Origin of the sequence: Glutamicibacter creatinolyticus, assembly GCF_006094275.1 — a bacterium.
GTDB lineage: Bacteria > Actinomycetota > Actinomycetes > Actinomycetales > Micrococcaceae > Glutamicibacter > Glutamicibacter creatinolyticus.
This window is the reverse complement of record NZ_CP034412.1, coordinates 1291822-1317370: the sequence shown is the minus strand read 5'-3', so window position 1 is coordinate 1317370 and position 25549 is coordinate 1291822. Positions and strand designations below refer to the sequence as shown.

Annotated in this window: 21 protein-coding genes and 1 pseudogene; 7 read left to right on the top strand and 15 right to left on the bottom strand. The window is 64.9% G+C overall.

All coding sequences use genetic code 11. The annotated features are described in order from the left end of the window. Positions 1-3: 3 nt before the first annotated feature. Positions 4-1884: an acetolactate synthase large subunit gene (locus GcLGCM259_RS06005; RefSeq protein ID WP_138926046.1), complete on the bottom strand. Its 1881-nt coding sequence runs from the start codon at positions 1882-1884 to the stop codon at positions 4-6. Between the two features lie 290 nt (positions 1885-2174). Further along, a complete protein-coding gene (gene ilvD, locus GcLGCM259_RS06000; protein WP_138926045.1) occupies positions 2175-3878 on the bottom strand; it encodes a dihydroxy-acid dehydratase in 1704 nt (567 codons plus the stop codon). A 117-nt stretch (positions 3879-3995) separates the two neighbouring features. On the opposite strand from ilvD, the gene GcLGCM259_RS05995 reads away from it, so the two are divergent. Then, complete coding sequence (locus tag GcLGCM259_RS05995; protein ID WP_054821021.1) at positions 3996-4457, top strand: hypothetical protein; 462 nt, start codon at positions 3996-3998, stop codon at positions 4455-4457. 357 nt (positions 4458-4814) lie between these two features. On the opposite strand, the gene GcLGCM259_RS15260 is transcribed toward GcLGCM259_RS05995, so the two are convergent. Further along, entirely contained in the window at positions 4815-4976 is a 162-nt protein-coding gene (locus GcLGCM259_RS15260; RefSeq protein WP_171021268.1) for a hypothetical protein, read from the bottom strand. Positions 4977-5116: 140 nt separating this feature from the next. On the opposite strand from GcLGCM259_RS15260, the gene GcLGCM259_RS05990 reads away from it, so the two are divergent. From GcLGCM259_RS05990 to GcLGCM259_RS05980, 3 genes are all read left to right on the top strand, one after another. Then, entirely contained in the window at positions 5117-6094 is a 978-nt protein-coding gene (locus GcLGCM259_RS05990) for a hypothetical protein (RefSeq protein ID WP_138926044.1), read from the top strand. After that, a complete protein-coding gene (locus GcLGCM259_RS05985; protein WP_138926043.1) occupies positions 6091-7587 on the top strand; it encodes a putative bifunctional diguanylate cyclase/phosphodiesterase in 1497 nt (498 codons plus the stop codon). The genes GcLGCM259_RS05990 and GcLGCM259_RS05985 overlap by 4 nt, the downstream gene beginning before the upstream one ends. A 140-nt stretch (positions 7588-7727) precedes the next feature. After that, positions 7728-8111, top strand: a complete 384-nt coding sequence (locus GcLGCM259_RS05980) for a hypothetical protein (RefSeq protein ID WP_138178393.1) — start codon at positions 7728-7730, stop codon at positions 8109-8111. A gap of 43 nt (positions 8112-8154) precedes the next feature. On the opposite strand, the gene GcLGCM259_RS05975 is transcribed toward GcLGCM259_RS05980, so the two are convergent. After that, positions 8155-9783: a chitinase gene (locus GcLGCM259_RS05975; protein WP_138926042.1), complete on the bottom strand. Its 1629-nt coding sequence runs from the start codon at positions 9781-9783 to the stop codon at positions 8155-8157. A gap of 262 nt (positions 9784-10045) precedes the next feature. Here GcLGCM259_RS05975 and GcLGCM259_RS05970 point away from each other — a divergent pair, with 262 nt between their 5' ends. Further along, the gene (locus GcLGCM259_RS05970; protein ID WP_138926041.1) at positions 10046-12370 is read left to right on the top strand and encodes a glycosyltransferase family 2 protein; all 2325 of its coding nucleotides are present in this window, start codon (positions 10046-10048) and stop codon (positions 12368-12370) included. A gap of 64 nt (positions 12371-12434) precedes the next feature. Here GcLGCM259_RS05970 and GcLGCM259_RS05965 read toward each other — a convergent pair. The 10 genes and pseudogenes from GcLGCM259_RS05965 to GcLGCM259_RS05920 all read right to left on the bottom strand — a co-directional run. Next, positions 12435-12869, bottom strand: a pseudogene (locus tag GcLGCM259_RS05965) (integrase core domain-containing protein); the annotation flags it as partial. A 168-nt stretch (positions 12870-13037) separates the two neighbouring features. Next, positions 13038-14573: a GT4 family glycosyltransferase PelF gene (pelF, locus tag GcLGCM259_RS05960; protein ID WP_175419338.1), complete on the bottom strand. Its 1536-nt coding sequence runs from the start codon at positions 14571-14573 to the stop codon at positions 13038-13040. Between the two features lie 688 nt (positions 14574-15261). Further along, on the bottom strand, positions 15262-15789 hold the full coding sequence (idi, locus tag GcLGCM259_RS05955) for an isopentenyl-diphosphate Delta-isomerase (protein ID WP_246049800.1): 528 nt from the start codon (positions 15787-15789) through the stop codon (positions 15262-15264). 103 nt (positions 15790-15892) lie between these two features. After that, positions 15893-16876, bottom strand: a complete 984-nt coding sequence (locus GcLGCM259_RS05950) for a prenyltransferase (RefSeq protein ID WP_138926039.1) — start codon at positions 16874-16876, stop codon at positions 15893-15895. Continuing rightward, a complete protein-coding gene (locus GcLGCM259_RS05945) occupies positions 16873-17223 on the bottom strand; it encodes a lycopene cyclase domain-containing protein (protein ID WP_138926038.1) in 351 nt (116 codons plus the stop codon). Before GcLGCM259_RS05945 ends, GcLGCM259_RS05950 begins: the two co-directional genes overlap by 4 nt. Next, positions 17220-17573, bottom strand: a complete 354-nt coding sequence (locus GcLGCM259_RS05940) for a lycopene cyclase domain-containing protein (protein WP_138926037.1) — start codon at positions 17571-17573, stop codon at positions 17220-17222. Before GcLGCM259_RS05940 ends, GcLGCM259_RS05945 begins: the two co-directional genes overlap by 4 nt. Beyond that, positions 17573-19165, bottom strand: a complete 1593-nt coding sequence (crtI, locus tag GcLGCM259_RS05935; RefSeq protein ID WP_138926036.1) for a phytoene desaturase family protein — start codon at positions 19163-19165, stop codon at positions 17573-17575. Before crtI ends, GcLGCM259_RS05940 begins: the two co-directional genes overlap by 1 nt. Next, entirely contained in the window at positions 19162-20064 is a 903-nt protein-coding gene (locus tag GcLGCM259_RS05930) for a phytoene/squalene synthase family protein (RefSeq protein ID WP_138926035.1), read from the bottom strand. Before GcLGCM259_RS05930 ends, crtI begins: the two co-directional genes overlap by 4 nt. Continuing rightward, positions 20064-21155 (bottom strand): polyprenyl synthetase family protein, encoded by a 1092-nt coding sequence (locus tag GcLGCM259_RS05925; RefSeq protein WP_138926034.1) that lies wholly within the window; start codon positions 21153-21155, stop codon positions 20064-20066. Before GcLGCM259_RS05925 ends, GcLGCM259_RS05930 begins: the two co-directional genes overlap by 1 nt. Continuing rightward, on the bottom strand, positions 21152-21637 hold the full coding sequence (locus GcLGCM259_RS05920) for a MarR family transcriptional regulator (protein WP_138926033.1): 486 nt from the start codon (positions 21635-21637) through the stop codon (positions 21152-21154). The genes GcLGCM259_RS05925 and GcLGCM259_RS05920 overlap by 4 nt, the downstream gene beginning before the upstream one ends. A gap of 115 nt (positions 21638-21752) precedes the next feature. Between GcLGCM259_RS05920 and GcLGCM259_RS05915 the strand changes: the two genes are divergently transcribed. Together GcLGCM259_RS05915 and GcLGCM259_RS05910 are read left to right on the top strand one after the other, a co-directional pair. Continuing rightward, positions 21753-22583, top strand: coding sequence for a TspO-related membrane protein (locus GcLGCM259_RS05915; protein ID WP_138926032.1), 831 nt, complete (start codon positions 21753-21755; stop codon positions 22581-22583). Then, entirely contained in the window at positions 22580-24091 is a 1512-nt protein-coding gene (locus GcLGCM259_RS05910; RefSeq protein ID WP_138926031.1) for an SDR family oxidoreductase, read from the top strand. The genes GcLGCM259_RS05915 and GcLGCM259_RS05910 overlap by 4 nt, the downstream gene beginning before the upstream one ends. A gap of 35 nt (positions 24092-24126) precedes the next feature. Here the strand turns inward: GcLGCM259_RS05910 and GcLGCM259_RS05905 are convergent, their stop codons facing one another. Then, on the bottom strand, positions 24127-25545 hold the full coding sequence (locus GcLGCM259_RS05905) for a cryptochrome/photolyase family protein (RefSeq protein WP_138926030.1): 1419 nt from the start codon (positions 25543-25545) through the stop codon (positions 24127-24129). Positions 25546-25549 lie beyond the last annotated feature (4 nt).

Genomic DNA, 25549 nt, shown 5'->3' with positions numbered 1-25549 from the left:
TTCCTAGTCCTCCTCTTCCCATTCCGGGGTCATGCCCCGGGCAATCTGGATCTGGTCGTTGCTGACCCCGGACGGCACCATCGGCCAGACCATGGAGTCGGCGGAGACCACAAAGTCGATGACCACCGGGCGGTCATTGATTTCCAACGCCTTCTGGATGGTCGCGTCAATGTCCTCATCGCGTTCGCAGCGCAGCCCCACGCAGCCGTAGGCGTCCGCCAGCTTCACGAAGTCCGGGATCCGGGCGGTGCCGTGGCCGGTGTTCAAGTCGGTGTTCGAGTACCGCGCATCGTAGAACAGGGTCTGCCACTGGCGGACCATGCCCAGCGAGGAGTTGTTGATCACCGCGACCTTGATCGGGATCTGGTTGATCATGCAGGTGGCCAGCTCCTGGTTGGTCATCTGGAAGCAGCCGTCCCCGTCAATCGCCCAGACCACGCGCTCGGGCTGGGCCACCTTGGCGCCCATGGCGGCGGGCACCGAGTAGCCCATGGTGCCCAGGCCGGCCGAGTTCAGCCAGGAGCGCGGGCGCTCGTACTTCACGAACTGGGCGGCCCACATCTGGTGCTGACCCACCCCGGCCACGAACACGCCCTCCGGGCCGGTCAGGGCCCCGATGCGTTCGATGACCTTTTGCGGGGCGGTGAGCCCGTCATGGGTTTCGGTCCAGCCGATCGGGTAGGTGTCGCGCAGGCGGTTGAGCAGATCCCACCAGGGCTTCAAGTCCTGCTGCGGGTCGGTCTCAAACCGGGTGCGGCAAGCGGCATGCAGCTGCGGGATGATCTCATCCAGCGAACCGACAATCGGCACGTCCGCGGTGCGGTTCTTGGAGATCTCGGCCGGATCGATGTCGGCGTGGATCACCTTCGCGTACGGGGCGAAGGTGTGCAGCACCCCGGTGACCCGGTCATCGAAGCGCGCACCCAGGGTGATCAGCAGGTCGGACTGCTGCAGCGCGGTGACCGCCGAAACGGCCCCGTGCATGCCGGGCATGCCCACATGCTGTTCATGCGAGTCCGGGAAGGCGCCGCGGGCGGTCAGGGTGGTGACCACCGGGGCACCGATGTACTCGGCGAATTCCTTCAGTTCCTGGTGGGCGTCGGCCTTGATGACCCCGCCGCCCACGTAGAGCACCGGACGGGTGGCCGCGGCGATCAGCTTGGCGGCCTCGCGCAGCTGCTTGTTGTGGCCCTTGGTGACCACCCGGTAGCCGGGCAGGTCGATCTTGGGCGGCCAGGAGAACTCGGTCTGCGCGGTCTGCGCGTCCTTGGTGATGTCCACCAGCACCGGGCCCGGGCGTCCGCTCTGGGCCAGGTAGAAGGCGCTGGCCAGCACCTGCGGGATGTCCTCGGCCTTGGTCACCAAGAAGGCGTGCTTGGTGATGGGCATCGTGATGCCGACAATGTCGGCTTCCTGGAACGCGTCAGAGCCAATGAAGGCGCTGTTCACCTGTCCGGTGATTGCCACCATCGGGACCGAGTCCATGTTGGCATCGGCCAGTGCGGTGACGAGGTTGGTTGCGCCCGGGCCGGAGGTGGCGATGCATACGCCCACTTCCCCGGTGACCATGGCGTAACCCTGTGCGGCATGGCCGGCACCCTGTTCATGGCGGACCAAGATGTGGTTGAGCTTGGTTGAGTCCATGAGCGGATCATAGGTGGGAAGGATGGCCCCACCGGGTAATCCGAAGACGTCCTTGACGCCCAGTTCTTCCAATGAACGGACGATGGCTTGTGAGCCCGTCATCTGCGTGGGAGCGACAATGTTGTTCGGACCCTGGACCGGGTTCGAAGCCTCCACGACGGAAGAGACAGCGGTGGCATCCTTGCTGCGGTTCAATGACTTGGCAACCGTAGCCGGATTGGCAGGTTTTCCGTTGCTCATCGGGATCCTTCCTGATCTATCTCTTCATCTGCGCATAAAAAACGCCCCGCGGCCGTCAGCAACTGACGAAAGGGGGCTGTGCGCGTCACCAGGTGATCTGTCTAGGACAGATCAAGTTTCAGGCTCCGCGCCTGATAACTAGTAGAACACTGGTGGTTGTTTGCATATACCCAGTTTTGTCCAACTCATCTGAAAGATCAACACGGCTCTCCGTTGATCTCAAGATATGAGACGGATGTTCGGTGGGTGGACACTGCGGGTGTCCACCCACCGCTTCACACCGAAGTGTTTCAGCCGCAGAATGCGCCGGTGGAGGCCGAGTTGACCAGCTTGGCGTACTTGGCCAGCACACCGGTGGTGAACTTGGCCGGCAGCGGCTCCCAGCCGACCTTGCGGGCCTCAAGCTCCTGCGGATCCACCAGCAGGTCGAAGCTGCGGGCCTCGATGTCCACGCGGATCTTGTCCCCGTCCTCGACGAACGCAATCGGTCCGCCGTCCACGGCCTCGGGGGCCACGTGGCCGATGCACAGCCCGGTGGTGCCCCCGGAGAAGCGCCCATCGGTCAACAGCAGCACGTCCTTGCCCAGCCCGGCGCCCTTGATGGCGCCGGTGATGGCCAGCATCTCGCGCATGCCTGGTCCGCCCTTGGGGCCCTCATAGCGGATGACCACCACATCCCCGGCCTTCAGCTCACCCTTGTCCAGGGCGTCCAGGGCGCCCTGTTCGCGTTCGAAGACGCGGGCGGTGCCCTCGAAGACGTCGGCGTCGAAACCGGCGGACTTCACCACCGCACCCTCGGGAGCCAGCGAACCGTGCAGGATGGTCACCCCACCGGTCTTGTGGATCGGGTTGTCCATGGCGCGCAGGATCTTGCCGTCCGGATCCGGCGGGGCGATGTGAGCCAGGTTCTCGGCCACGGTCTTGCCGGTGACGGTCAGGCAGTCCCCGTGCAGCAGCCCGGCATCCAACAGCGCCTTCATGACCACCGGGACACCACCGATGCGGTCCAGGTCGTTCATCACGTAGCGGCCGAAGGGCTTCAGGTCGGCCAGGTGCGGAACCTTGTCACCGATCCGGTTGAAGTCATCCAGGGTCAGATCCACTTCGGCCTCGCGGGCGATGGCCAGCAGGTGCAGCACCGCGTTGGTGGAGCCGCCGAACGCCATGGTCACGGCGATCGCGTTCTCGAAGGCCTCCTTGGTCAGGATGTCGCGGGCGCGGATGCCCTTGCGCAGCATCTCCACGACGGCCTCACCGGAGCGGTGGGCGAACATATCGCGGCGGCGGTCCGCCGACGGCGGGGCGGCGGAACCGGGCAGGGACATGCCCAGGGCCTCACCGATGGAGGCCATGGTGTTGGCGGTGTACATGCCGCCGCACGCGCCTTCGCCCGGGCAGATGGCCCGTTCGATGGCGTCCAGGTCCTTTTCGCTCATCTTCCCTGCCGCGCAGGCGCCAACGGCCTCGAACGCGTCAATCAGGGTAACGTCCTTCTCCGTGCCGTCTTCCAGCTTCACCCAACCGGGCATGATGGAGCCGGCGTAAAGGAATACGGAAGCCAGGTTCAGGCGGGCCGCGGCCATCAGCATGCCGGGCAGCGACTTGTCACAACCGGCCAGCAGGACCGAGCCGTCGAGGCGCTCGGCCATCATCACGGTTTCCACCGAGTCGGCGATCACTTCGCGAGAGACCAGCGAGAAGTGCATTCCCTCGTGTCCCATGGAGATGCCGTCCGAGACGGAGATGGTGCCGAACTGCATCGGGAAGCCGCCACCGGCGTGAACGCCTTCCTTGGCACCCTGGGCCAAACGGTTCAGCGAAAGGTTGCACGGGGTAATTTCGTTCCACGAGCTGGCGATACCGATCTGGGGCTTGGCAAAGTCCTCATCACCCATGCCCACGGCGCGGAGCATGCCCCGGGCGGGAGCGGCATGGATACCATCGGTCACCGCGCGGGAGCGTGGTTTGATATCTGGGGTCGTTTCCTGGCTCATGAAAAAGATTCTAGAAGTCAATATGACCAATTGGACAACCCGTGACGCGACAATGACACATTTCGCCAAAAGCGCTCATTGATCATTTTGTTCAGCATTCTTAGTAGAGTGTGAGTCATGGACACACGCCCAGACGAGAATCCGACCGACACCGTCAAGCGCCTGCTGCATGAGGCGTTTGATGCACAGATCCCCAACTTCGCCAGCTACAACCTGGTCGCGGCGGTGGGACTGGCCGGCAGCGGCGGATTGAAGGTCATCGGGTATCGGCGCCAACCGGCAGAATTGGTGCTCGCCCCCATCGATCCGGCAGACCTGAGGGCCGCCGAGGACGCGATCACGATCAACAACACGAACGTCAACCAGCTCGCGCTGGTCAATGACGGAGGCTATGAGATCGCCACCTCCACCGGCCGGGTGTTCCGCTTCAATGTGGATGCACACCCGAACGTGGACCTGCATCTGGATGATGCCGTGGTGCAGAGCGTGGAGTTGGATCAGGAATCGGACGCGGCGGACTTCGCCGAGTTCATGCACCATTTCATGAACACCATCGAGGGCACCGAGAACTTCGTGTAACCCACCGGCTCATCACTCAGCCAAAGAAAAGTCGGCGGCGGTGAATCAACACCTGCCATCGGCTCCCCTACTTTCCTGCAAAACTCCCTGACCCGCCGGTGATCCCGAGGAGCAGGGAGTTTTGCGTATCCGCTCATACACAACCTCGGGTCCCAGCCCACTTTTTTACTTTCTCTCGCCGACTAACCCCCGGCAAGTCTTATGCAACACCTGCTGACTCGTTAGGCGTGCGATGGTATTTGGCTCCAAACCGGCACCGGCCGCCAAGTTCCGGGGTTGGAACTCAGCGGCCGGTCGACAGTTGGTCGGCGATCCATCGGAATATGGCGTATTCCGCAGTATCTACCGTCGTCGTTATTAGTAGGGCCAGAGGCCGCCTGCCGGGGTGCTGATCCCGTGGCTGTACGGCCACAGACCACCGGCGGTGGTATCCCCCTGGGAGGCGGAACTGACGCTGACACCGACCACCAGGGCCATGGCCGCGGCGGCCAGTGCGATGAGTTTCTTGACGTTCTTCACGGGCAGTACCCTTCTCGAAATGCGCGGCTCGTGCCGCGGCTCCTGCCGAAGCGCAACGAGCCAAGGTAAAGCCTAGTGAAGCCTGAGAATGAGAACAAGGAATCTGCACAATTAAACGCATCTGATGCGATACTGATGCAGTGGATCATTTTCGTCACGGCTCAGCCGCCCAACTAAAGGTCGCCGAGGTACTGCGTGCCGCACGCGATGGCGAACATGAGAAGGTCACCCTCCAAGGCCCCCAGGTACTGGCCCAATTAGATCCGAAGACCGAAGCGTCAAGTTATTGGCTGGTGCAGGAGGCCCTGTGTTCGGCCGCCCACGCCGTGGATGACTACGAACTGATGTGCCGGGTAGCGGATCAGATGAAACAAACCGCCGGGCAGCTGAACCGCACCGACCTGACCATCAAGGCGCTGCTGGCCCAATCAACCGCACGGCGCTGCGTGGGTGATGACGCCAACGCACTGTCCCTTGCTCGCCAGGCCCAATGCCTGGTGCGTGAACTGGACGATCAGTCTCCGGTACGGGTCCAGCTCTACCAGGTGCTGTTGGCCGCACTGGTAGAAGCCGGGCACCCAGATGAAGCATGGCAACTGCACCAGCACCTGGCAGGCTCGCTGCATCTTGTTGCCGACGGACAGGAGCAGGGCAAGGCGTATTGGACGCTGGGCAACCTGGCCTTCATGGTCTGCGAACCGGATTTGGGAGTGCACTACCACCAGCGCGCCGCGGAACTATTGGTCCCGGCCCAGGACATGGTCCTCTGGGCGCGCTTCAACCGGGCCACCGCCGAACTACGACTTCAGGCCGGGATCCTAAACGAACAAGTCCAGGATTGCCTGCAGCGGGCCGAGCTGGCCTTTGGACTCATCGAGGCCGGCGACCTGGACCACGCCGGCCTGTGTCTGACACGTTCTCGCGCCGCCGCGGTCCAGAGCGACCCTGCCCGCGCCATGGCCATTCTGGAGGATTTCACATCCCGTTATAGTGGTGCACCTGAGCATTTGGTTCCCCTTTTCTCCTGGTGGGCGCAGCTGCTGGAGCAGGCCGGGGAGCCGAAGGCAGCGCAGCACAAACGCCACCAGGCGCAGCAGGCTGGAAAGGACGGTTCGTGACGCACGCCGAAATGGATCCGCGGATCCAGGACATCGTTGACTCGATCCTGAAAATTGCCGGTGGAGACTTCGCTGTCTCCCTGCGGCCCAGCCAACAGCGTGATGACATCGACGCGATCATGGTGGGGATCAAGGCCATGGCCAATCGCCTCTCGGGCACCTATGAGGAGCTGGAGCAGCGGGTGCGCCAGCGGACCCACCTGCTGGAGTCCGCGAGGGACAAAATGGAGGTGCTGGCCTACACCGATCCGCTCACGTCCCTGGCCAACCGGGCCGCCCTGATGCGCGAACTCGCCTCACAGCTGGATGCGGCACATCGCGCCGAACCGGTCAGCACGTTGTTCCTGATTGACCTGGATGACTTCAAGCCCATCAACGACATCCACGGACACAACGCCGGAGACCGGGTGCTGCAGGAAGTGGCAACCCGGCTGCGTCAGAGCGTGCGTCCGGGAGATTTGGCGACCCGGCTGGGTGGAGACGAATTCGCCATCCTGGCCCGCGTGGATGCCTCGGCAGCCAAGACGATGGGTCAGCGCCTGCTTCAGGTACTGCGTGAACCGGTGGAAGTCGGCCCGGCAAACATCACTCCGGGCGGCAGCATCGGGTTCTGCGTGGGCCACGAATCACTCACCGCGGAACAATGGCTGGAGTGCGCTGACACCGCCATGTACGTCGCCAAACGGGACCCGAAGGAAAAGGTCCAGCAGTTCGAGGACTTCATGCTCTACGAACGGCACCGCAAGGCCTTGCTGAGCACGGAGCTGCGCACGGCCCTGGCCAGCGGGCAAATCCACCCGGCCTACCAAACGGTGATCTCGGTGGAGGACGGCGCCGAAGTCGGGGTCGAGGCCCTGGCCCGGTGGGAACACCCCGAATTGGGCGAGCTCTCCCCGGCGGACTTCCTGCCGCTGGCGGCCGAATCAGGCTTGCTCAGCCAGCTCACCACCCGGCTGCTGGATTGCGCCCTGGCCGACCTGGGACAGTGGCGGCGAGGGCAGCGGGTCTCCGAGGACTTCCGCGTCCAAGTCAACGTGACCCCGTCGGAGCTGATGGATCTGGCCTTCTCCGACAAGGTCACCCAAAAGTTGCGTGAACACGAGATCCCGCCCGAGTGCCTGGTCATCGAGGTGACCGAGGAACGTTACATCTCCGGGGATCGCCCGGAGCTGTATTCACTGCGGGCCCTTCGAGAGTTGGGGGTTCGGGTCTTCATTGATGACTTCGGTGCGGGCTATTCGTCCTTCGGCTATCTCAGCAAATTGCCGGTGGCCGGAGTGAAAGTCGACCGTTCCATCACCATTGGAGTGGACAGCGACCCCAAGCAGCGGGCCGTCATGCAGGCCGTGTTGGACCTGGCGGTGGCGTGTGGCTTGGAGTGCATCGTGGAGGGTGTGGAAACAGAGGCCGAAGCCGCCGTGCTGCGCACCCTGGGAGCCCACTGCCTTCAGGGATTCCTGTTTGGCCGTCCGGGACCGTACCCTTCGATTTAAACTAAATCCCTAGCCTCGCAAGCTAGCATTTACGTTATCTTTAGGTAGACTCGCGTTAAGAACAGCTTTTGTTGCCCTCCGCTCACCCCACTCGCATCGAGGTGGCCGCAGGGATTACTGATCAGAATGTCGGGGGAACTATGATCACTGAGACTGCAGTCCTACCTGAATCCAGCCATGAACACTGGGATTTAAACTGGGAGGAACGGGGATATCACGTCCTGACCTTCAAGGAGGGCTCGGTCCTCACGGTTCCCATGCTGGCGGAAATCTCCGCAGAGCTCCGCAAGCTGCACACGGCCGATGAGATCAAGGTGATCGCGGTGATCGGTGGACTGTCCGATGTGTGTCCCGATGTTTCCACCGAGGTGGCCAAATCCCGTCCCACGAGCCGTGTGGCGTTGCTGGGGCAAAACCATGTGGATCAGGTGCTCTCGGGATTTATGCTCTCCGATTTACGCGATTCGCCGATTGGCAAGTACGTCACCACCATGGACGAGGCGCTCGCCCATCTTGGGTACTGAGCGCCAAGCGCTGGAGGCGGAACACAGCCGCCGGTAAGCTGCCCTACTTCGAGGCAGAAGCGCTGGCCGACGGCGTCGCGGATTCCTGACCCTTTTCCTGCTTCTTGGGCTCCTGTTCCTTGGTGCCTTGCTCCTGGATGAGTTTCTGCACCGTCGCGTTGTCCAGCACGTCCCATGGCGACTCCGCGGCGCCTTCCAGCGCAGCCTGCGGCGATTGGGCCGAATTCCACCACTTGGCCTGCATGACGCGCCCTTCGAACAGCACGCGGTCACCCTTGGTGTAGACCGCGTCGGCAGCCCACCCTGGATAGAGGCCCTTGGGGGCAGTGACCACCGGTGCCGGCTTGTCACCGGGCAGGACCGGACCGACCAATTGCCACGGCGACGGCTGCCCCTCGGCTGCGGGGGCGTCCGGCGCCGTGCCCTGCGTCCACCACTTGGCCTCGTACACGTTCTTGCGCCACACGGTGCGATCGCCCTCGACGTACGCGGCGCTCTCATTCCAAATCGGGTACGGGCTGGTGGCCGGATCATCGGTGATCGCGGTTTCGACCGGGGCCGGTTCCGGGCTTGGTGCAGCCTCCGGGGCCGGTGCCGAATCCGCCCCGTGTCCCAGCCCGTCGGAGAGGAGCTTGGCGAACTGCCGGTCCTCCTGCGTTACGCCGCTGCAGTTGTTTGATACCCGGGTCGGGTCCGGGAAGTTGTCCCCGCAGGAGTAATCGCGGTTCGCGGACCAGAAGGAGACACGCCCCAGGCCTTTTTCCTTGACGAAATCGTTCAGGTCCTTGGCATCCTGCAGGTCGAAGACCTCCCCGAGCAGATCATTCTGGCCAATCATCGGGGTAACCCCGATTTTGCGCCACAGGCTCTGCTCCCCCAGCTGCTGGCCATGCTCACGGTAGGCGGCAGACAGCTGGCCGCGCGCGCTTTCGGCCGCCTGGATCGAGGCCTGCGCCATGGAGTCCCCCTCCTGGCGGGTCTGCCCGAAGTTCATGGTCATCAGATTGACGCCAGCAAGATCGACTCCGGCGTCCAGCATCCGGTTCACCTCGGCCAGGCCCTCGGGGGCAAGGCCGAACGTGGCGGCGGGAAGGGTCAACCACACCTCGACCTGAATTTGCTGCTGCAGCTGCGCCACCGCCGCTGCCCGTCGCTTCCCGCCCGCAACATTGGTCAGGTCATCGGCTTCGATGTCCAAATCCAGGGTGGTGGATTCGTAGCGTTCCAACAGCGACTTGTAGGCGGAAGTAATCTTCCCCTCGTCCTGACATGCGCTGGCAAGTTCGTCGTTGAGCAAACCGCCGGTGGAAATTACCACTTCTCCGCCGGAGTCCTTCACCCGCGCCACCTTGCGGTCCAGGTCAAAAGTGTCCGCGGCCTCGTCCATCGAGTAGAAGCCGCCCCAGGAAGGGGCGCACGCTTCATCCGGATCGGCGACGATGAATCCCAGCACGACGCGTTCGCCCTGAGCCACGGCTCCCCCAATGTCATAGAACGGGGTGGACGTGGAGTCCACGTACGCTCCGAACCACTGGTCGCTGCCCGCCGCCGCGGCACGGTCCTTTGCCCGGAACCACAGCGCCAGGGAACCGGCCACGAGCCCGGCAATCACGAGCAGCACGATCAGCAGGCGAAACACGGAAAGCCGGCGGCCCTGGAACTGAATTGCCATGGGTTCCCCTTTAGGAATCACAGGAGGTGAAGAGAGATGAAGATGAGGCGCAAAACCGCGACGCTACTGGCCAGACCAGCTTCCTGGACGACCACTGACAGTACACGGCCTTAAGGACATCTTAAGGCTGTAGTTTAGAATTATGCTAATTGGATGCCCCGGGGCATCCCGCTTCTAGGACCGGCTTTTCCCGCAGATTTTTCCGCCCGCGCGGCGGCGCGGCAGCGTCCGGTCATACCGCATCTTCTGGGAGGAAACCTGCATGGGCGCAGGCAAGCACACCACGGCTCAAGCGACCGAAAGCCGGCGACGGCAATGGGGATCTGAGAAACGCTCCGAACCCTTGTCCATCGTCCACCCGACCCCTTCCAAGGCCAAGCTGGCATGGGGACGCGTGGCCATTGTGGTGACCGTGCTGTCCTGGGTTGCCTATGTCATCACCACCATCCTGCGCCAGCTGGCGAACAATCCCGGGGCCGGCTTCCGATTCCAGTTCGAAGCGGTGCTGTATCTGATTGTGGTGACGTTCCTGACCTTCTCTGCCCTGATGTACCTCACGGCACGCCAGGGAGCCCTGAACCGGTTCGCCACCCACCAGCGGGTTCCGCGCGGAGAGCTGGACCGGCACTTTCGGGAACACACCGAGGGGATTACGGTCCTGGTACCCAGCTATGCCGAGGAACCGGCGGTCGTACGTGCCACGCTCTGGTCCGCGGCCCTGCAGGAATTCCCGCAGCTGCGGGTTGTGCTGCTGATTGACGACAATCCGCACCCCACCGATCCCGCGGTAAGAGAACGCCTGGACGCCACGCGGGCGCTGAGCGGGCAAATCGCCACCGCGTTGGCCGAGCCGGCCGCCCACACCCGCAGGGAATTACAGGCGTTTCGTTCCGCCCGTGCCCAGGATGCCAGCCCCGAAGCACTGTTGCCGGCGCTGATTGCCACCTACCGTTGGTCCGCCGAGTGGCTGGACTCCATGGCCGCCAATGAGGCCGTCACCGACCATGTCGAGGAGTTCTTCGTTGATTCGGTGCTCATGGGCCTGTCCCGTGAACTGCGCTTGACCTTGCTCGCCCTGGAGGCCGCCGCGGCACAACACTCGGCACCGGACCTTGAACGCATGGAAGAGCTGCACTTGCGCCTGGTGCGGATCTTCTCCGCACAGATGGACAACTTCGAGCGCAAGCGTTACGCCAGTCTCTCCCAGGAGGCCAACAAGGCCATGAACCTGAACTCGTACATCAGCCTCATGGGCAAGACCTGGCGTCAAGAACAGCGTGGGGACGCGCTGGTGCTGGTGGAGCAGGCGACACCGCAAGCCGAGGCAACGGAGCACTCTTCCGATAACCTGCTGCACGTCCCGGACAGCACCTACCTGCTCACGTTGGACGCCGATTCCCTGCTGCTTCGTGATTACTGCCTGCGCCTGGTGTACTTCCTGGAATCCGAGGAGAACTCGCGCATCGCCGTCACCCAGACTCCGTACTCTTCCTTCCGCGGTGCCCCGACCCGGATCGAACGCATCGCCGGGGCGACCACCGATATCCAGCACATCCTGCATCAGGGCATGACCCAGTACAACGCCACCTTCTGGGTGGGAGCCAACGCGGTCATCCGCAAGCGCGCCCTGCAGGATATTGCCCAGGTCAACACCGTGGGCGGCTATGAGATCTATACGTACATCCAGGACCGCACCGTCATTGAGGACACCGAGTCCAGCATCGACCTGGGAACCCACGGGTGGGGCTTGTCGAACTACCCGGAACGCCTGAGCTACAGCGCCACTCCCCCTGACTTTGGTTCCCTCGTGGTGCAGCGCCGCCGCTGGGCCAATGGTGGATTGCTGATCATGCCCAAGCTCTGGACCCAGGCCCGGGAGCGACGCCGTGAACGGCGTCCCATGGGATTGCGGGAGGTGCTGTTGCGGGTGAACTACATGTCCTCCATCGCGTGGGCCAGCTTCGGCCTGGTCTTCCTCCTGGCCTACCCCTATGACAGCCGCCTGCTCAGCCCCCTGATCTTCGCCGCCGCGATCCCCTACTTCTTGTGCATGGGCAGCGACCTGCGCGACTGCGGTCACCGCTTCGGCGATATTTTCCGCATCTATGGCTTCAACCTGGTGCTGCTGCCGGTGAACCTCGCCGGAGTCCTGAAATCCATCCAGCAGGCATTCACCGGCGAAAAGATCCCGTTCGCCCGCACCCCCAAGGTCCGTGACCGAACCGCGGCACCGGCCCTGCACGTGCTGGTCCCCTACCTGATCGTGATCTTCTCACTGTTCACCCTGTGGCGGGATCTGCAGCACCAGAACTGGGGCAACGTGCTGTTCGCGGCGATCAACGCCACCCTGGCCGCCTACGCCATCCGCGCCTATGTCGGAATCAAGAACTCGGTGGCGGACATGAGCCTGGGACTCATCTCCTGGCTTTTTGTCGCGCCGAAGCCCAAGGCGCAGCCCGCGCCGGTTCATCCCCAGGCAACACCGGAGACCACGGACTGGGCCACCATCCTGTATCAGGGCGACCGCCGCCTGAACCGGGACCTGCGGGGCTCGGAAGACCGCCGCAAACGCATAGGCATTCGCTAAGTGATCCTATGAGTCGCCTACCTGCCCTGAACCTGCTGAAGAAGCTGCACTTAGCGCAGCGCCACTAGGTGTTCTTCCCATGGACGTTGTGTACGCGGTCGATGGGTGATTTGCCGCCGATGCCGGTATGGGGTCTGTGATGATTGTACTCATGGAGCCAGGCCGGGTATGCGGCGGCGCGCTCGGCTTCTGAGCCGTAGTGCCGGGCGTAGGCCCATTCGAACGCCAGAGTGCGGTGGAAGCGCTCGATCTTCCCATTGGTCTGAGGCCGATACGGCCGGGTGAACTTGTGCGCGACGTGCTCGCCGAGTGTGTCGTTGAACAGGCGTGAGCGGTAGCATGAGCCGTTATCGGTCAGCACGCGTGAAACGGTAATGCCGTGGTTGGCGAAGAACGCGTTCGCGCGTTCCCAGAACCCGGCCGCGGTCTCCTTCTTCTCGTTCTCAAGGATCTCCGAATACGCCAACCGGGAGTGGTCATCGATCGCGGAATGCAAGTAGAGATCGAGATGAGTGTGGTTACCCATATCGATACCGGAGGTCCTCACCTCTTCTCACACAACGCGCCGTTGCTCACAACCTCCGTGGGAAGAACAACTAGGCCACTGATGGGAGGACCCGCGCCTCCGGCAGCTGTCCGGAAGCGCGGGTCGCTGCGTCGGCGAGCCCTATGCTTGCCGGGCGGCGGTCTTCAAGGCCGGCAGCACGTGCTGGGTCATCGACGGGCGCTCCTTCGTGGCTTGCGGCGTCCCGCCCTGCACCACCGCAGCGGCCGACACCGGTGCCGGGGCAAGTACCTGACGGTACTCATCACGCATGCGACTGAGGAACAACTCCAGCGGGAACTTCTCCATGGCCCGTTCGCGGGCGCGAAAGCCCATGCGGCGCCGGGCCGGCCCATCGAGCAGCAACCGGATGATTTCCTTGGCCAGTGCTTCCGGACTGCGCCGCGGCACCAGCGCACCGGAGAGTCCGTCATGGCCGGTGATTTCCCTGGTTCCGCCCACATCGGTCGAGATCGTGGCGCGGGCACAGGCCATCGCCTCCAGCACGCTGAACGGAACTCGTTCCGACACCGAGGACAGCGCCACCAGGTGCCCCGCCTCAGCGGCTTCGCGGGTGTTCGGCTCCTTGTCCTCGAAGCTCACTGCGTTGCCCAGCTTCAGTTCCTCCACCAGTGCGGTCAGCTGCTGGTAGTACTCCCGCTTCTGATTGGGAATCTTTCCAAAGATCCGCAGCTTGGCCTCCGGGATCCGCTGCGTGACGGTGGCAAAGGCGCGGATCATGGTGGCCAGGTCCATGGAGGGGTCAATTGGCCCAACGAAGGAAACGGTGGGCACTTCCGGCTCGGTGGTGATCTCCGGGAAGGCCTCGGCATCCACCCCGTAATGCACGGTGTGCATGCGCTGCTTGTCCGCCCCGAGCTGCCGGGCCCACTTGGCCAAGAATTCATTGACCGGAAGCAGCTTGGCGGCCTCGGCGTAAGCCACCTGGCAGACCACCCGGGACAGCCCCAGCAGTGCGGTACGCACCGGGTGCGCTAGGCCAAGATCTTCCAGGCCCTGGTAGCGTTCGCGCAGGCATACTCCGTGTTCGGTCAGCAGCAACGGACTGCCGTCGCGCCAGTAGCGGGCCAGGCCAACCAAGACTGCCGGACCGTTCGAGGTCACGTGGCAGATATCCACCTGCGGCCAGGGGACATCCAGCACCGCCAGGAACTGGTTTGCGTAATGCGCCACCTGTTCGGCCTGTGCCGTGGTCAGGTGCGGCAGTTCCGGGCGGGCACTGCGGTGGCGGCTCCACGCTTCGGCAACCAGTGCGGCGCTATTGATCCGGTGCAGGGTCCCCGCAAGCTGGTGGCGGGTGCCTCGGGCCAATTCCTTCAGCGCGCTGGTGGCCTGCATGATGTGGGACTGTTCCGGATCCTGTTTCGGCAGGGCGGCGTTCCACAATTCGTTCAAGGCGGTCTTGACCCGCTGCTCTTCAACCTTGCGTCCGGTCAGTCGGGCGCGGGATGGTGGATCCCCTACCGGGATCGTGCTCACGCGCGCCGGGCTCTTGGAGAGGTTCACCGGGATGGATTGATCCCCGACCAGCTTCACGATCTCAAAGTGGTAATCCGGCAGCCCATTGACCAGCTGCTCATTCCAGGTGTTCGACGCGCCCATTGCGACCGGGCAGGTGTCTTCCCCGATTAATGCCACACGGATCCTTGCGCCGGCCTTTGGCGCAGCAGCGGAGTTTTCCTTCTGATTGGTCTGCGCAGTGGTCATGGCGCGACCCACAGCACTGGTCCGGTCAGTGACCCCGTCATCGCCGGACGCAGATTCCGCTCGGGCTGGTGCTCGCCGTTCAGCACCGCGCGGTATTGGGCGCCCCGATTTAGGGCGCTCAAAAGTACAGGATGTATCCCCATGAAATTCCCCAAGAATTTATTTGTAGGAGGAAACCACGATGAACGTCAAAGCGATCAGGGTGGTTTCCACGTGCGTTTAGCTTTCCGCCTCCCGGAGCGAACTCCGTCGTGCGGAAATGATCTGTCCACTACGGACAGCCCCCACAATGAATATTAGGCAATGGCTGTGCCGTTGAGATCTCCAATTGCGCAGATTCAGCTTAACTTTTCGATGCAACAGAGCTCAAAGCTGAGATAACACGCACGTTGACACAGTTCCACCGGTGAATTGTTAGTCGTGTGCATGGACGAAATATTGTCAAATCTTGCGTAATCTCTAGGCTCCACGGGCGCGCCGGTAAAGGTTCATTACTTCTCGCGCCGACCACGAACCCCATGTTCGAGCACCCCGTCTGCCCTCAAAAAGGCTTATGACGTGCAGGAACTTTGGAGTTTATTTTTGGTTCGGAAGTCGGCGCCCGCTCTCGGTCTGCCGCCTAGGAGTAGGCCGGCAGTTGCGGCAGCTGCATCACGAGCCACGGGCTGAAAGCCCAGGGGGTTGCACGCACCGCCACAGCCAATTGGGCAGGGTCCACCCACTGCCAGTCCATGACCTCTTCCGGATTCGGAGACAGTTCGCTGTCGATGCGTGCAGTATGCACGGGGCAGATTTCGTTTTCCACGACACCCGAGGCGTCGGTGGCCCGGTAGCGGAAATCGGGCAGCGTCACCGTCAGCTCCGCAATCTCGCAGCCCAGCTCGTGGCGAGCATGCCGGCGAATGGCATCGAATGGGGCCTCTGCAGGTTGCGGGTGACCGCAGAAGGAATTGGTCCACACACCGGGCCAGGTCAGTTTCGACAGGGCACGCCGGGTGACCAGGACCTGGCCTTCAGAGTTGAACAGGTGGCAGGAAAAAGCCAGATGCAGGGGCGTCTCGGTGGTGTGCACCGATGCCTTGTCTGCCGTGCCAATGCTCTGACCGCTCTCGGAGAGCAGGACTACGTCCATGAACTTTTCCACCATTCTCTTCATCATTGGAAACACCACCATATCCGTCTTGTCACAGCGGGGCACAGCGGCCGAATCGCACCACGTCCTCTTCCCCATGGCACGTCCGGCGAGCGCCTTACTGCCAGAACCAAACGAGGTAAATCAGCAGCATGCTCAGCAGGAACCCGCACAGGTAATTCAGCCACAGGAACCTTCGCCAGGCGGAGCGGGCGATCGCTGAGTCCTGATCCGCCAGGTTCAGGTAGGGCAGCGCATTCAACGCATAGGGCACCGCAAACAGGCCGGCGAGCTTCGCCGGGCCGGGCAGCACCAGCAGCAACAGGCCGGCCAGCACGTACCACCCCAGCACCAGCCGGGCGGTCCAGCGCGCCCCGAGCACCGTGGCAATCGATGAGAGCCCGGCCTGCCGGTCCGGCTCAATGTCCTGGATGGCGCCCAGCGCATGGGAGGCCATCCCCCACAGCAGGAATGCGCCGAAGGCCGCCAGGGGTTGGAGGTCCATGGAGGCCTCGGCCAGCGCCCAGCCGTAAACGCCCGGGGAGACGAAGTGGACGGCGCTGGTCAGTGAATCCAGAAAGGGGCGTTCCTTGAAGCGCAGGTACGGGGCACTGTAGGCCAGCAGCGCTACCATGGATATGCCCAGCACCAGATTGGCCCGGGCACCGCCGCCAAGCACCAGGGCCACCAGGAAGGGCAAGGCCGTCAGCGCACACGCCCACAACACGGTGGCGTGCAGGGAGCGGTCCAGCACGGCACCTTCCACGCCTCCCTTGCGCGGGTTGCGAATGTCGGATTCATAGTCAAAGACGTCATTGATCCCGTACATCACCAGGTTGTAGGGAATCAGGAAGAATACGGTGCCCACCCACCAGCGCCAGTCGAAGCCGCCTCCGGCCAGCAGGTAGGCGATGGCGAACGGGTAGGCCGTGTTGATCCAGGACAGGGGCCGGGAAGTGGCAACAAGCCCCTTCAGGGTGTGGGCGAGGTTTCGGGTTCTTGGTCTAGTACTTGCCGGTTCCCTCGCCGTCAGTGATCCGGGAGTTGTTCCAGGCCGGGCTGGTATCCCTGACGCTCCGGTGGTCCGTGGTTTGGATGTCATTGTTCAATCCCCCGTCGTGGCGTGTGGACCTGTTTGGCGGTGGGCGCCGTGCCGCCGGTGAGCCACCACAGCGCCGGCATGAAGAACACCGCGCTGAGCGGGTACAGGAAGTCTTCTATCGGGGCTCGACCGATGCGCACCCCGACCAGGGAGTGCTGCCCATAGTCGAAGAGGCCGACGGCGATCATGACATTGTCAAAGATCGCGGTGAGCACGAACAGCGCCGCCAGCGCCACCAGCAGCGCCGGAGCGATCCGCCGCACCGGGATGCGGCGCAGCAGCATGGAGCCGATCAACAACACCAGCGAACCGGCCACGAAGCACAGACCCATTTGCAGAAAAGTCATGATGGATAATCCCCCGTCGTCACCGGTTCTGGTTGTTTCTTGCGTGCATGGCCCCGCCACCGCAGCCAGCCGTTGACCAGGATCATCACCTGGTAGCACAGGAAGAACAGGAAGAAGACTTCCTCCAGCGGCAGCTGTTCGCCCACCATCACCCCGCTCATCCACTTCGATTCCAAGTGCAGGAAGATCCCCTGGTCAATGGCCAGCACATCCCAGAGCAGGAAGATCGCGGTGCCCACCAACAGGGAGACCAGGGCGGGACCCGGACGGCAGCAGACAAACAGCTTAAAGCGCGCATCGATCAGCGCCATGCAGCCAATGAGGGCCAACAGAATCAGCAGGTAAACCATCAGCCACCCACCTTGTCGCCCAGTGCCCCCGTGCCCTGCAGGTGCCCCATGCCCAAGGGGCCCGGGGCGTTGACCCGGTTGACCGCCTTGGCCGCCAGCTCACCGCTGATCAGGCACATGGGGATGCCAATGCCGGGGCGCACCGAACTGCCGGCGTAGTAGAGCCCTGGCACCTTGGGGTTGCGGTTGGCCGGGCGCAGGAAGGCGCTTTGGCCCAGGGTGTGGGCCAAGCCCAACGCCCCACCGCGCCAGGCGCCCACGGTGGCCTCGAAATCGGCAGGCCCATAGGTTTGGCGCACCACGATGCGTTCGCGCAGCCCCTGGATCCCAGACCAGCTGGCCAGCTGGTCAATGGCCGCGTCCGTGATCCGCTCCACCATCACCGAGCCTTCGCCGTCAGCTCCCCCGCGGCCCCAGTCCACGCGGGCCGGGGCCGGAATGAGCAGGAACAGGTTCTCATCCCCTTCCGGCGCCACCCCGGGATCCGTGGCGCTGGGCATGCAGGCGTAGATGCTGGTTTCGGTTTGCAGTTGTTCCCCGGTGTGGATGCGGGCGAAGTTCTCATCCCAGTCGCGGGTGAACAGCAGGTTGTGGTGCTCCAGCTGCGGCAGTTTGCCGCGCACTCCCAGGCAGGCGAGCACCGCCCCGGGCCCCGGGTCGGCCTTGCGCCAGTGCCGCTGGGTGCGGCTGCGCAGGCTCGGTGGCAGCAGCTCGCTTTCCAGGTGGTGTAAATCCGCGGCTCCCACCACGGCCTGCGCCCGGCTTTGGTGGATAGCGCCGGCACCGTCCACCCACTGCACCGCGCTGACCGCCCCACCGGCTTCCTCGGTGTGGATGCCGGTGGCGCGGGCGCCGGTGATGATGGTGACCCCGGCCGTGCGCACCAGCTGCTCCATGGCGTCCACCAGCGCGCTGAACCCGCCCATGGGGTACTGCACCCCCTGGGTAAGGTCCAGGTGGCTCATCAGGTGATAGAGCGCTGGGGTGCGTTGCGGGCTGCTGCCCAGGAACACCGCGGGGTAGCCCAGGATCTGGCGCAGCCGGTGGTCGGTGAACGCCTTGGCGGTGTGGGTTTTCAGGGATCGGGCCAGCAGCGGCAGCAGGGTGCCGCCGCGACGGAGGATCGGGGTGGCCAGCAGGCTGCTGGCCCGGGCGAAGTCATCATAGAGGAAGTGCTCCAGGGCCAGGTCGTAGCTTTCGCAGGCCTGGCGCAGGTAGGAGGCCAGGCGTTCCCCGGCCCCCGGTTCAAGGCGTTCGAACACGTCGCCGGCCGTGTCCGGGGCCAGGTCCTCTGGTTCGTGGTCCTCGAAGAACACCCGGTAGGAGGTTTTCAGGCTGCGCAGATCCAGGGCCTGGGAGGTGCTGCTGCCCATGAGCTCGAACCAGTGCTCGAAGACCTCGGGCATCAGGTACCAGGAGGGTCCGGTGTCAAAGCTGAAGCCCTCGCGCTGCAGCCGCCCGGCCCGGCCGCCCAGCTGCTGCCCCTGTTCCAGCAGGGTGACCCGGTGCCCGGTGCGGGCCAGCAGCCCGGCGCTGGCCAGCCCGGCAAAGCCCCCGCCGATCACTGTCACGTCCATTGGCTGCAGATTCATGCGATGCTCCTGATGCGGGTAGGGATGAGGGGGCGTGCGGGCAGGAAGGTGCGCGCGGCAATCAGCGCCTTGCGCCCGGCGGGCACCGAGATCCGGCGCTCCAGCAGTTCATTGGCCGGGGTGCGGGCAATGCGGGCGTTCAGTTCGCTGAACAGCCCGTGGGCCATGCGCACCGCCTGGGCGGCCCGGGGCGCCAGGTAGTCAAGGCCTTCGCTGGCCGCGGCCAAGTCCGCGGCGATGTCCTGGACCAGCGCCTGCTTGCGGGGTTCATCGAGTTCGCTGTGCCGGGTTCCGGGCAGGTACTGGCGTCCCAGCTCCTGGCTGTCGGCGGCCAGGTCCCGCAGGAAGTTGACCTTCTGGAAGGCCGCGCCCAGCCGCCGGGCCGCGTTCAGCGCCCGTCCGTCCGGGTCCGGTTTGCTGCCGGGCATGGCCTGGAAGACCTTCAGGCACATCAGGCCCACCACCTCGGCTGAACCGTAGATGTAGTCCTGCAGGGAGAGTTCATCGTGGGTGGGGCGCACCAGGTCCTGGCGCATGGAGGCAAAGAACGGGCGGGTCAGCTCCACCCCGATGCCGTGGCGCCGGGCGCTGCAGGCGAAGGCGTGAACCACCAGGTTCGTGCTGTAGCCGCAGGCCAACGCCGCCTCGGTGTCCTTCTCCAGCTCATCCAGCGTCCGGGCCACCTCGCTGGCTGGTAGCCCGGCTTCCACGGCGACCCCGTCCACCACCTCATCGGCGAGTCGAACCAGCGCATAGATGTTGGCAATGTGTTCCCGGCTCTGCCGGTCCAGCAGCCGGCAGGCCAGGGAGAAGGAGGTGGAGTACTGACCAATCACGGTTTGGGCGCTGCGTGAGGCGGTGCGGGTGTACAGCTGCAGTGCGCTGGGTTGGAGGGGCATTACAGACTCCGTTCCAGGATCAGGGACGGGTAGGCGCGCAGCTCGTCCTGGATGGTTTCGGGCAGCGCGGCGAAGTGGGTGGAGGCCAGGGCACCGGAGCACAGGTCCGCGGCCAGGCGGCGGGCCACCTGTTCGGCCCCGCTTGCCCGCAGCGCGCGGCGGACCTCTTCAATGCCGCTGTTCCCCTGCCGGTATTCGGCCAGGGCGCGGCCAAAGCCGGCGTCTTCGCTGGCCAGGGCGGTCAACACGGTGCTCTTGCCCTCGCGCAGGTCGGATTCCACGGATTTGCCGGTGGCCCGCGGGTCCCCGAAGCAGCCGAGGATGTCGTCAATGACCTGGTAGGCCACCCCGAAGCGGCAACCGATTTCCCCGAGCCCGGCGGCCTCCTGCTGGCTGGCCCCGGCCAGCAGCGCCCCGCACTGCAGGGGCAGCTGGAAGGAGTATCCGGCGGTTTTCAGTTCCTCCATGCGCAGCACCTGGACGGTGTCGGCCGGGATCATGTGCATCGAGTAGAGCAGGTCCTCCAGTTCCCCGGCCCCGGCCTGGGCGATGCCCAGTTCGAAGGCCTCCTCCACCGCCGCGGCCGCCGGCAGTCCGGCGGTCGCGTGGGTGGTTTGGCGGATCGCGGCGGTCAGCAGCAGGTCCCCGGCAATGATGGCCGCCGAGCCTCCCACATGCTGTGCCTGCGGGTCCGGCAGCCCACGGGCGGCGGCCTGGTCGCGGTAGTGGGCGCTGAGGGTGGGTTGGCCGCGGCGGATGAAGTCCCGGTCAATCACGTCATCGTGGATCAGCAGCGCGGTGTGCAGCAGTTCGAAGGCGCACCCCAGGCTCACGCTGCGCTGCCGGTCGGTTCCCCCGAACGCCCGGTAGCCCAGGTCCACCAGCTTGGGGCGGGTGCGCTTGCCGCCGTGCAGGCTGCGGGCAATGTGGTCCCACAGTTGGGCGCCGGCGCTGGAGTAGCTGGCGGCGCGGTGCCGCTGGCGGGCCACCACCCGGTCCAGCTCCGCACTGATGTGGGTGTCCAGTGCGCTGTCGGCCGGGCCGGTCGGTGCACTGCGGGTACCGGCGCGGTGGGGATGCGTGGTGGTCATGGCTCATCTCTTTGCTGCTGGTAGGTGGGTGTGGGTAGGGAGTTCAGTGCCGCGCGCATGCGTTTGCTGACCTGCAGCAGACCCTGCACCAGTTCGTCGCTCACTGGTGGGGGCAGCTGTTCAATGACGGTGCGGGCTTCGCCCATCAGTTGGCGGGTCAGGTAGAACGCCTGGTCGATGACCGCGTCGTTGACGTGGATGGCGTTGCGGCGGCGGTCGCGTGGATGGACGGTGAGGGTGATGTAGCCGTGCGCGGCCAGCCGGTCCTGCACCGCGGTGGCTGCGGCGCTGCTGATGCCCAGCCTGCGGGCCAGGTCGCCGGGACCGGATCCGGGGTGCTCGCTGAGGATCTTCAGGCCGCGGAAGTCGGTGAAGTTCAGCCCCAGACGTTCCCGGGCCAGGGCGTCGGCCGCGTCGCAGTGCTCCACCAGCTCGTGGAAGATGCGCAGCGCGTCCGTGGCCGCATTACCTGAAAGTTCCATGAGTGAGTCTCTCACTATCTTGATTGTTAGCTAAGTTAGCTACATCATGGAGGAGATGGGTTCGGTTGTCCAGTCCACATCCCAAATTGCCGGGAATCAACAAGGAGGCAGAATCATGCGGAAACACTCAGTGGGAATTGCGGTTCCCATCGCCACCGCCTTTGCGATGGCGGTCGCGATTTTCGGGGCGTTCGCCGGCAGCGGCGCCCTGGGCGGCACGCCCATCCAACACGCCTCCGACGGCTGGCTGGACACCGATTCCACCCTGCTGGCCCCGGCGGGGCCTGCCTTCGGGATCTGGAGCCTTGTCTACGTGGGCCTGGTGGTCTATGCCATTTGGCAATTCTTCCCGGCCGCCCGCGCGTCCCGGCTGCAGTACCGGGCCCGGGCCTGGATCAGCGCCTCGGCCCTGCTGAACGCGTTGTGGATCGGCGTGGTGCAGTTCGGCTGGCTGCCGGTGAGCCTGGTGGTGATCGTGGTGTTGCTGCTGGTGCTGATCCGGACCCTTTTGCTGCTGATCACCACCCCGCCCGAGAGCACCGCCGAACGCTGGATCCTCTGGGTTCTCTTCGGCGTCTACCTGGGCTGGGTCAGCGTGGCCACCATCGCGAACACCGCGGCCCTGCTCGGCTCCTGGGGCGTGGGTGAAGGGGCCGACTGGCCGGTGCCGGTGGCTATCGCCCTGCTGGCGGTCGCGGCGGTCATTGCCCTGGGCACCACCTGGTATAGCGGCGGTCACCTGGGAATGCCTTTGGCCATGGCCTGGGGCGTGGGCTGGATCGGGGTCAGCCGGCTGGAGCCGGGCAACTACAGCCAGCCGGTGGCCATCGCCGCCTACACCGCCTGCGGAATCATTGTGATTGGTTCTGTGGTGCTGGCCTGGGTGCTGCGCCGCCACCGCGACCGCCAGCCGATCCCAGCCCGTGCGCAGGGGGCCGAGTCATGAGCCGCATCGCGGTGACCGGGGCCAGCGGCTACCTGGGCGGGCGGCTGGTGCCGCTGCTGCTGGAGCGCGGGCATCAGGTAAAGGTGCTCACCCGGCATCCCGAATCATTGCGGGATGTGCCCTGGCGTTCGCAGGTGCAGGTGGTGCAGGGGGATCTGACCGACCCGCAGGCCGCCGCCGAACTGTGCGCCGGAACCGACACCTGCTACTACCTGGTGCATTCCATGGCCGCCACCTCCAACTTCGCCGAGGTGGAGCAGCGCTGCGCCCAGGTGATGGCCCGGGCGGCCCGGGACGCTGGCGTGGGCCAGCTGGTCTACCTGTCGGGGCTGCACCCGGACGGGGAGCTGAGTCGGCATTTATCTTCCCGCGTCAACGTGGGGCGCATCCTGGAATCCAGTGGCGTGCCCACGCTGACCCTGCAGGCCGGGCTGGTGATCGGTTCGGGTTCGGCCAGCTTTGAAATGGTGCGGCACCTGACCGATGTGCTGCCGGTGATGCCGGCCCCGCGCTGGGTGCGCAACATGGTGCAGCCGATCGCGGTGCGCGATGCGCTGCACTACCTCTCGCGGGCCGCGGAGCTGTCCGAACCGGCGGGCGGACGCTATGACATTGGCGGGCCGCAGGCGCACAGCTACGCCGAGCTGATGCAGCTCTATGCCCAGGCAGCCGGGATCCGCCGCCCGAAGATCATTGCCCTGCCGGTGCTCACCCCCTGGCTGGCCGCCCAGTGGGTGAACCTGGTGACCCCGATCCCGCGCAGCCTGGCCATACCGCTGGTCGAATCCCTGCAGCACGACTGCGTGGTGCGCTCCCGGGCAATTGATGAATTGATCCCTCCCCCGTCCGAGGGGCTGACCAGCTACCCGCAGGCCGTGCACCTGGCGCTGGACAAGATCAAGGCGGACGCGGTGGAAACCAGTTGGGCCGGCGCCCACCCGGTCTCCGCCCCGGGTGAATCCCTGCCCTCGGACCCGCAGTGGGCCGGACGGCGGGTGTACGTGGACCGGCGGGAACGGGAAACCACCGCCACCCCACGCCAGCTGTTCACGGTGATCTCCAGCCTCGGCGGGGAGAACGGCTACTACTCGTTGCCGTTGGCGTGGAAGCTGCGCGGGGTCATGGACAAGCTGGTTGGCGGGGTGGGCCTGAACCGCGGCCGGCGCAGCCGCAGCCGCCTGGCCCTGGGAGACGTGGTGGACTGGTGGCGGGTGGAGGCGCTGGATGAGCAGCGGATGCTGCGCCTGCGCGCCGAGATGAAGGTTCCGGGGCGGGCCTGGCTGGAGTTCAGCTTCGAACCGCGCGGGGATCACCTGCTCTACGTGCAGCGTGCGATCTTCTTCCCCCGCTCCCTGGCCGGGCGCCTGTACTGGTGGTCACTGGTGCCCTTCCACGGCATCATCTTCACCTCCATGGCCCGCAGCATCACCCGTGACGCCGAACGCCTTCCCATCGAGCAGAGCGCGTCGCCCGCAGCGGCCGCACCCACCGATCCGCCGCGCAGCTAACCGCAAGGCGACCGGACAGGCCCGGGAGTACGCGGCTACTCCCGGGCCTGTCTCATGTCCGCGTAGGCCTGCAGCGCCCGGGCACGGGTTTCCTTCAGGTCCACCAACGGCTCGTGCGCGAGCGACGCGAACTGAGCGGCGTAGCTGCCCTGCGGGTCAAATTTCTTGGCCTGCAGCTCGGGGTTGAAGACCCGGAAGAAGGGGGACGCGTCGGTGCCGCTGCCGGCCACCCACTGCCAGTTGACCGCGTTGCTGGCCGGGTCCGCATCCACCAGGGTGTCCCAGAACCATTCCTCGCCCGCCCGCCAATGGATCTGCAGGTTCTTGACCAGGAAGCTGGCCACCACCATGCGCACCCTGTTGTGCATCCACCCGGTCTGCCACAACTGTTGCATGCCGGCATCCACCAGGCGGTAGCCGGTTTCGCCGCGGGTCCAGGCCCGCCACTCGGCCACGGTCTGTTCCTGCTCGTTGGGCCACGCCCACCCCATGGCGTCGTATTCGCGCCGGAAGTTTTCCGTTGACAGGTGCGGATAGTGGTAGAGCAGGTGCCAGCAGAAGTCGCGCCATGCCAACTGGCGCAGCATGGCCGCGGCTCCGGCGTGCGCCCCGGCGTCCTCCAGCAGCGGCTGCAGCGCGGAGAACAGTTGTTGGGCACTAAGGTGGCCCCAGCGCAGGAAGGGCGAGAGCTTTGAGGTGCCGTCCACATCCGGCCGATCATGGCCATCCTCGTAGTCCGCGACAACCTCGCTGATGACGTAGTCCAGGCGTTCCTGGGCCGGGCGCTCCCCCGGCTGCCATGCCGCGGCCAGCTTCCCGCCCCAATCGGGGTGGGTGGGCAACAAGTCCAGTTCGGCAACCGGGCAATCTTCCAGCCCGGAGGGCGGGGTGAACGGTGCCTGGGCGCCGGGGGCCGGTAACGGAACACGCAGCTGCGCTTCCTGAATGCGCCGGTAGAAGGCGGCAAAGATCTGGTAGGCGCCGCCCTGGTTGTTCAGGATGTGCCAGGGTTCGGCCAGCAGCCAGGCGGCGTGGCTGGTGGCTTCGATTCCCTGCTCACCCAGCCATGACTTGATGCGGGTATCCAGCTCCCTTTCGGCCAGGGCATAGCGGCGGTTCCAGTGCACCTGGTTCACCGCCAACTGGGAGGCCAGGCGCTCGAAGACGCGCGAGGGCTCGCCCCGGAACACCAGCAGCGGCACACCCAGCGCTTCGAGGGATGCGTGCAGATCCAGCAGCGCGTGGTGCAGCCACCATTTGGCGGCCCCGCCCAGGGGGCGGATCCCCGAGGTTTGTTCATCCAGGATGTAGACGCCCACGGTGGGGCCCTGGCCCATGGCGGCGCTGAGCGCCGGATGGTCTTCGGTGCGCAGATCATCGCGGAACCACACCAGGTTCACGGCCTGAACCGCGGCCAAATCCCGCGGGGTGTTTGGTTCCTGCCGATCGTTCATGGAC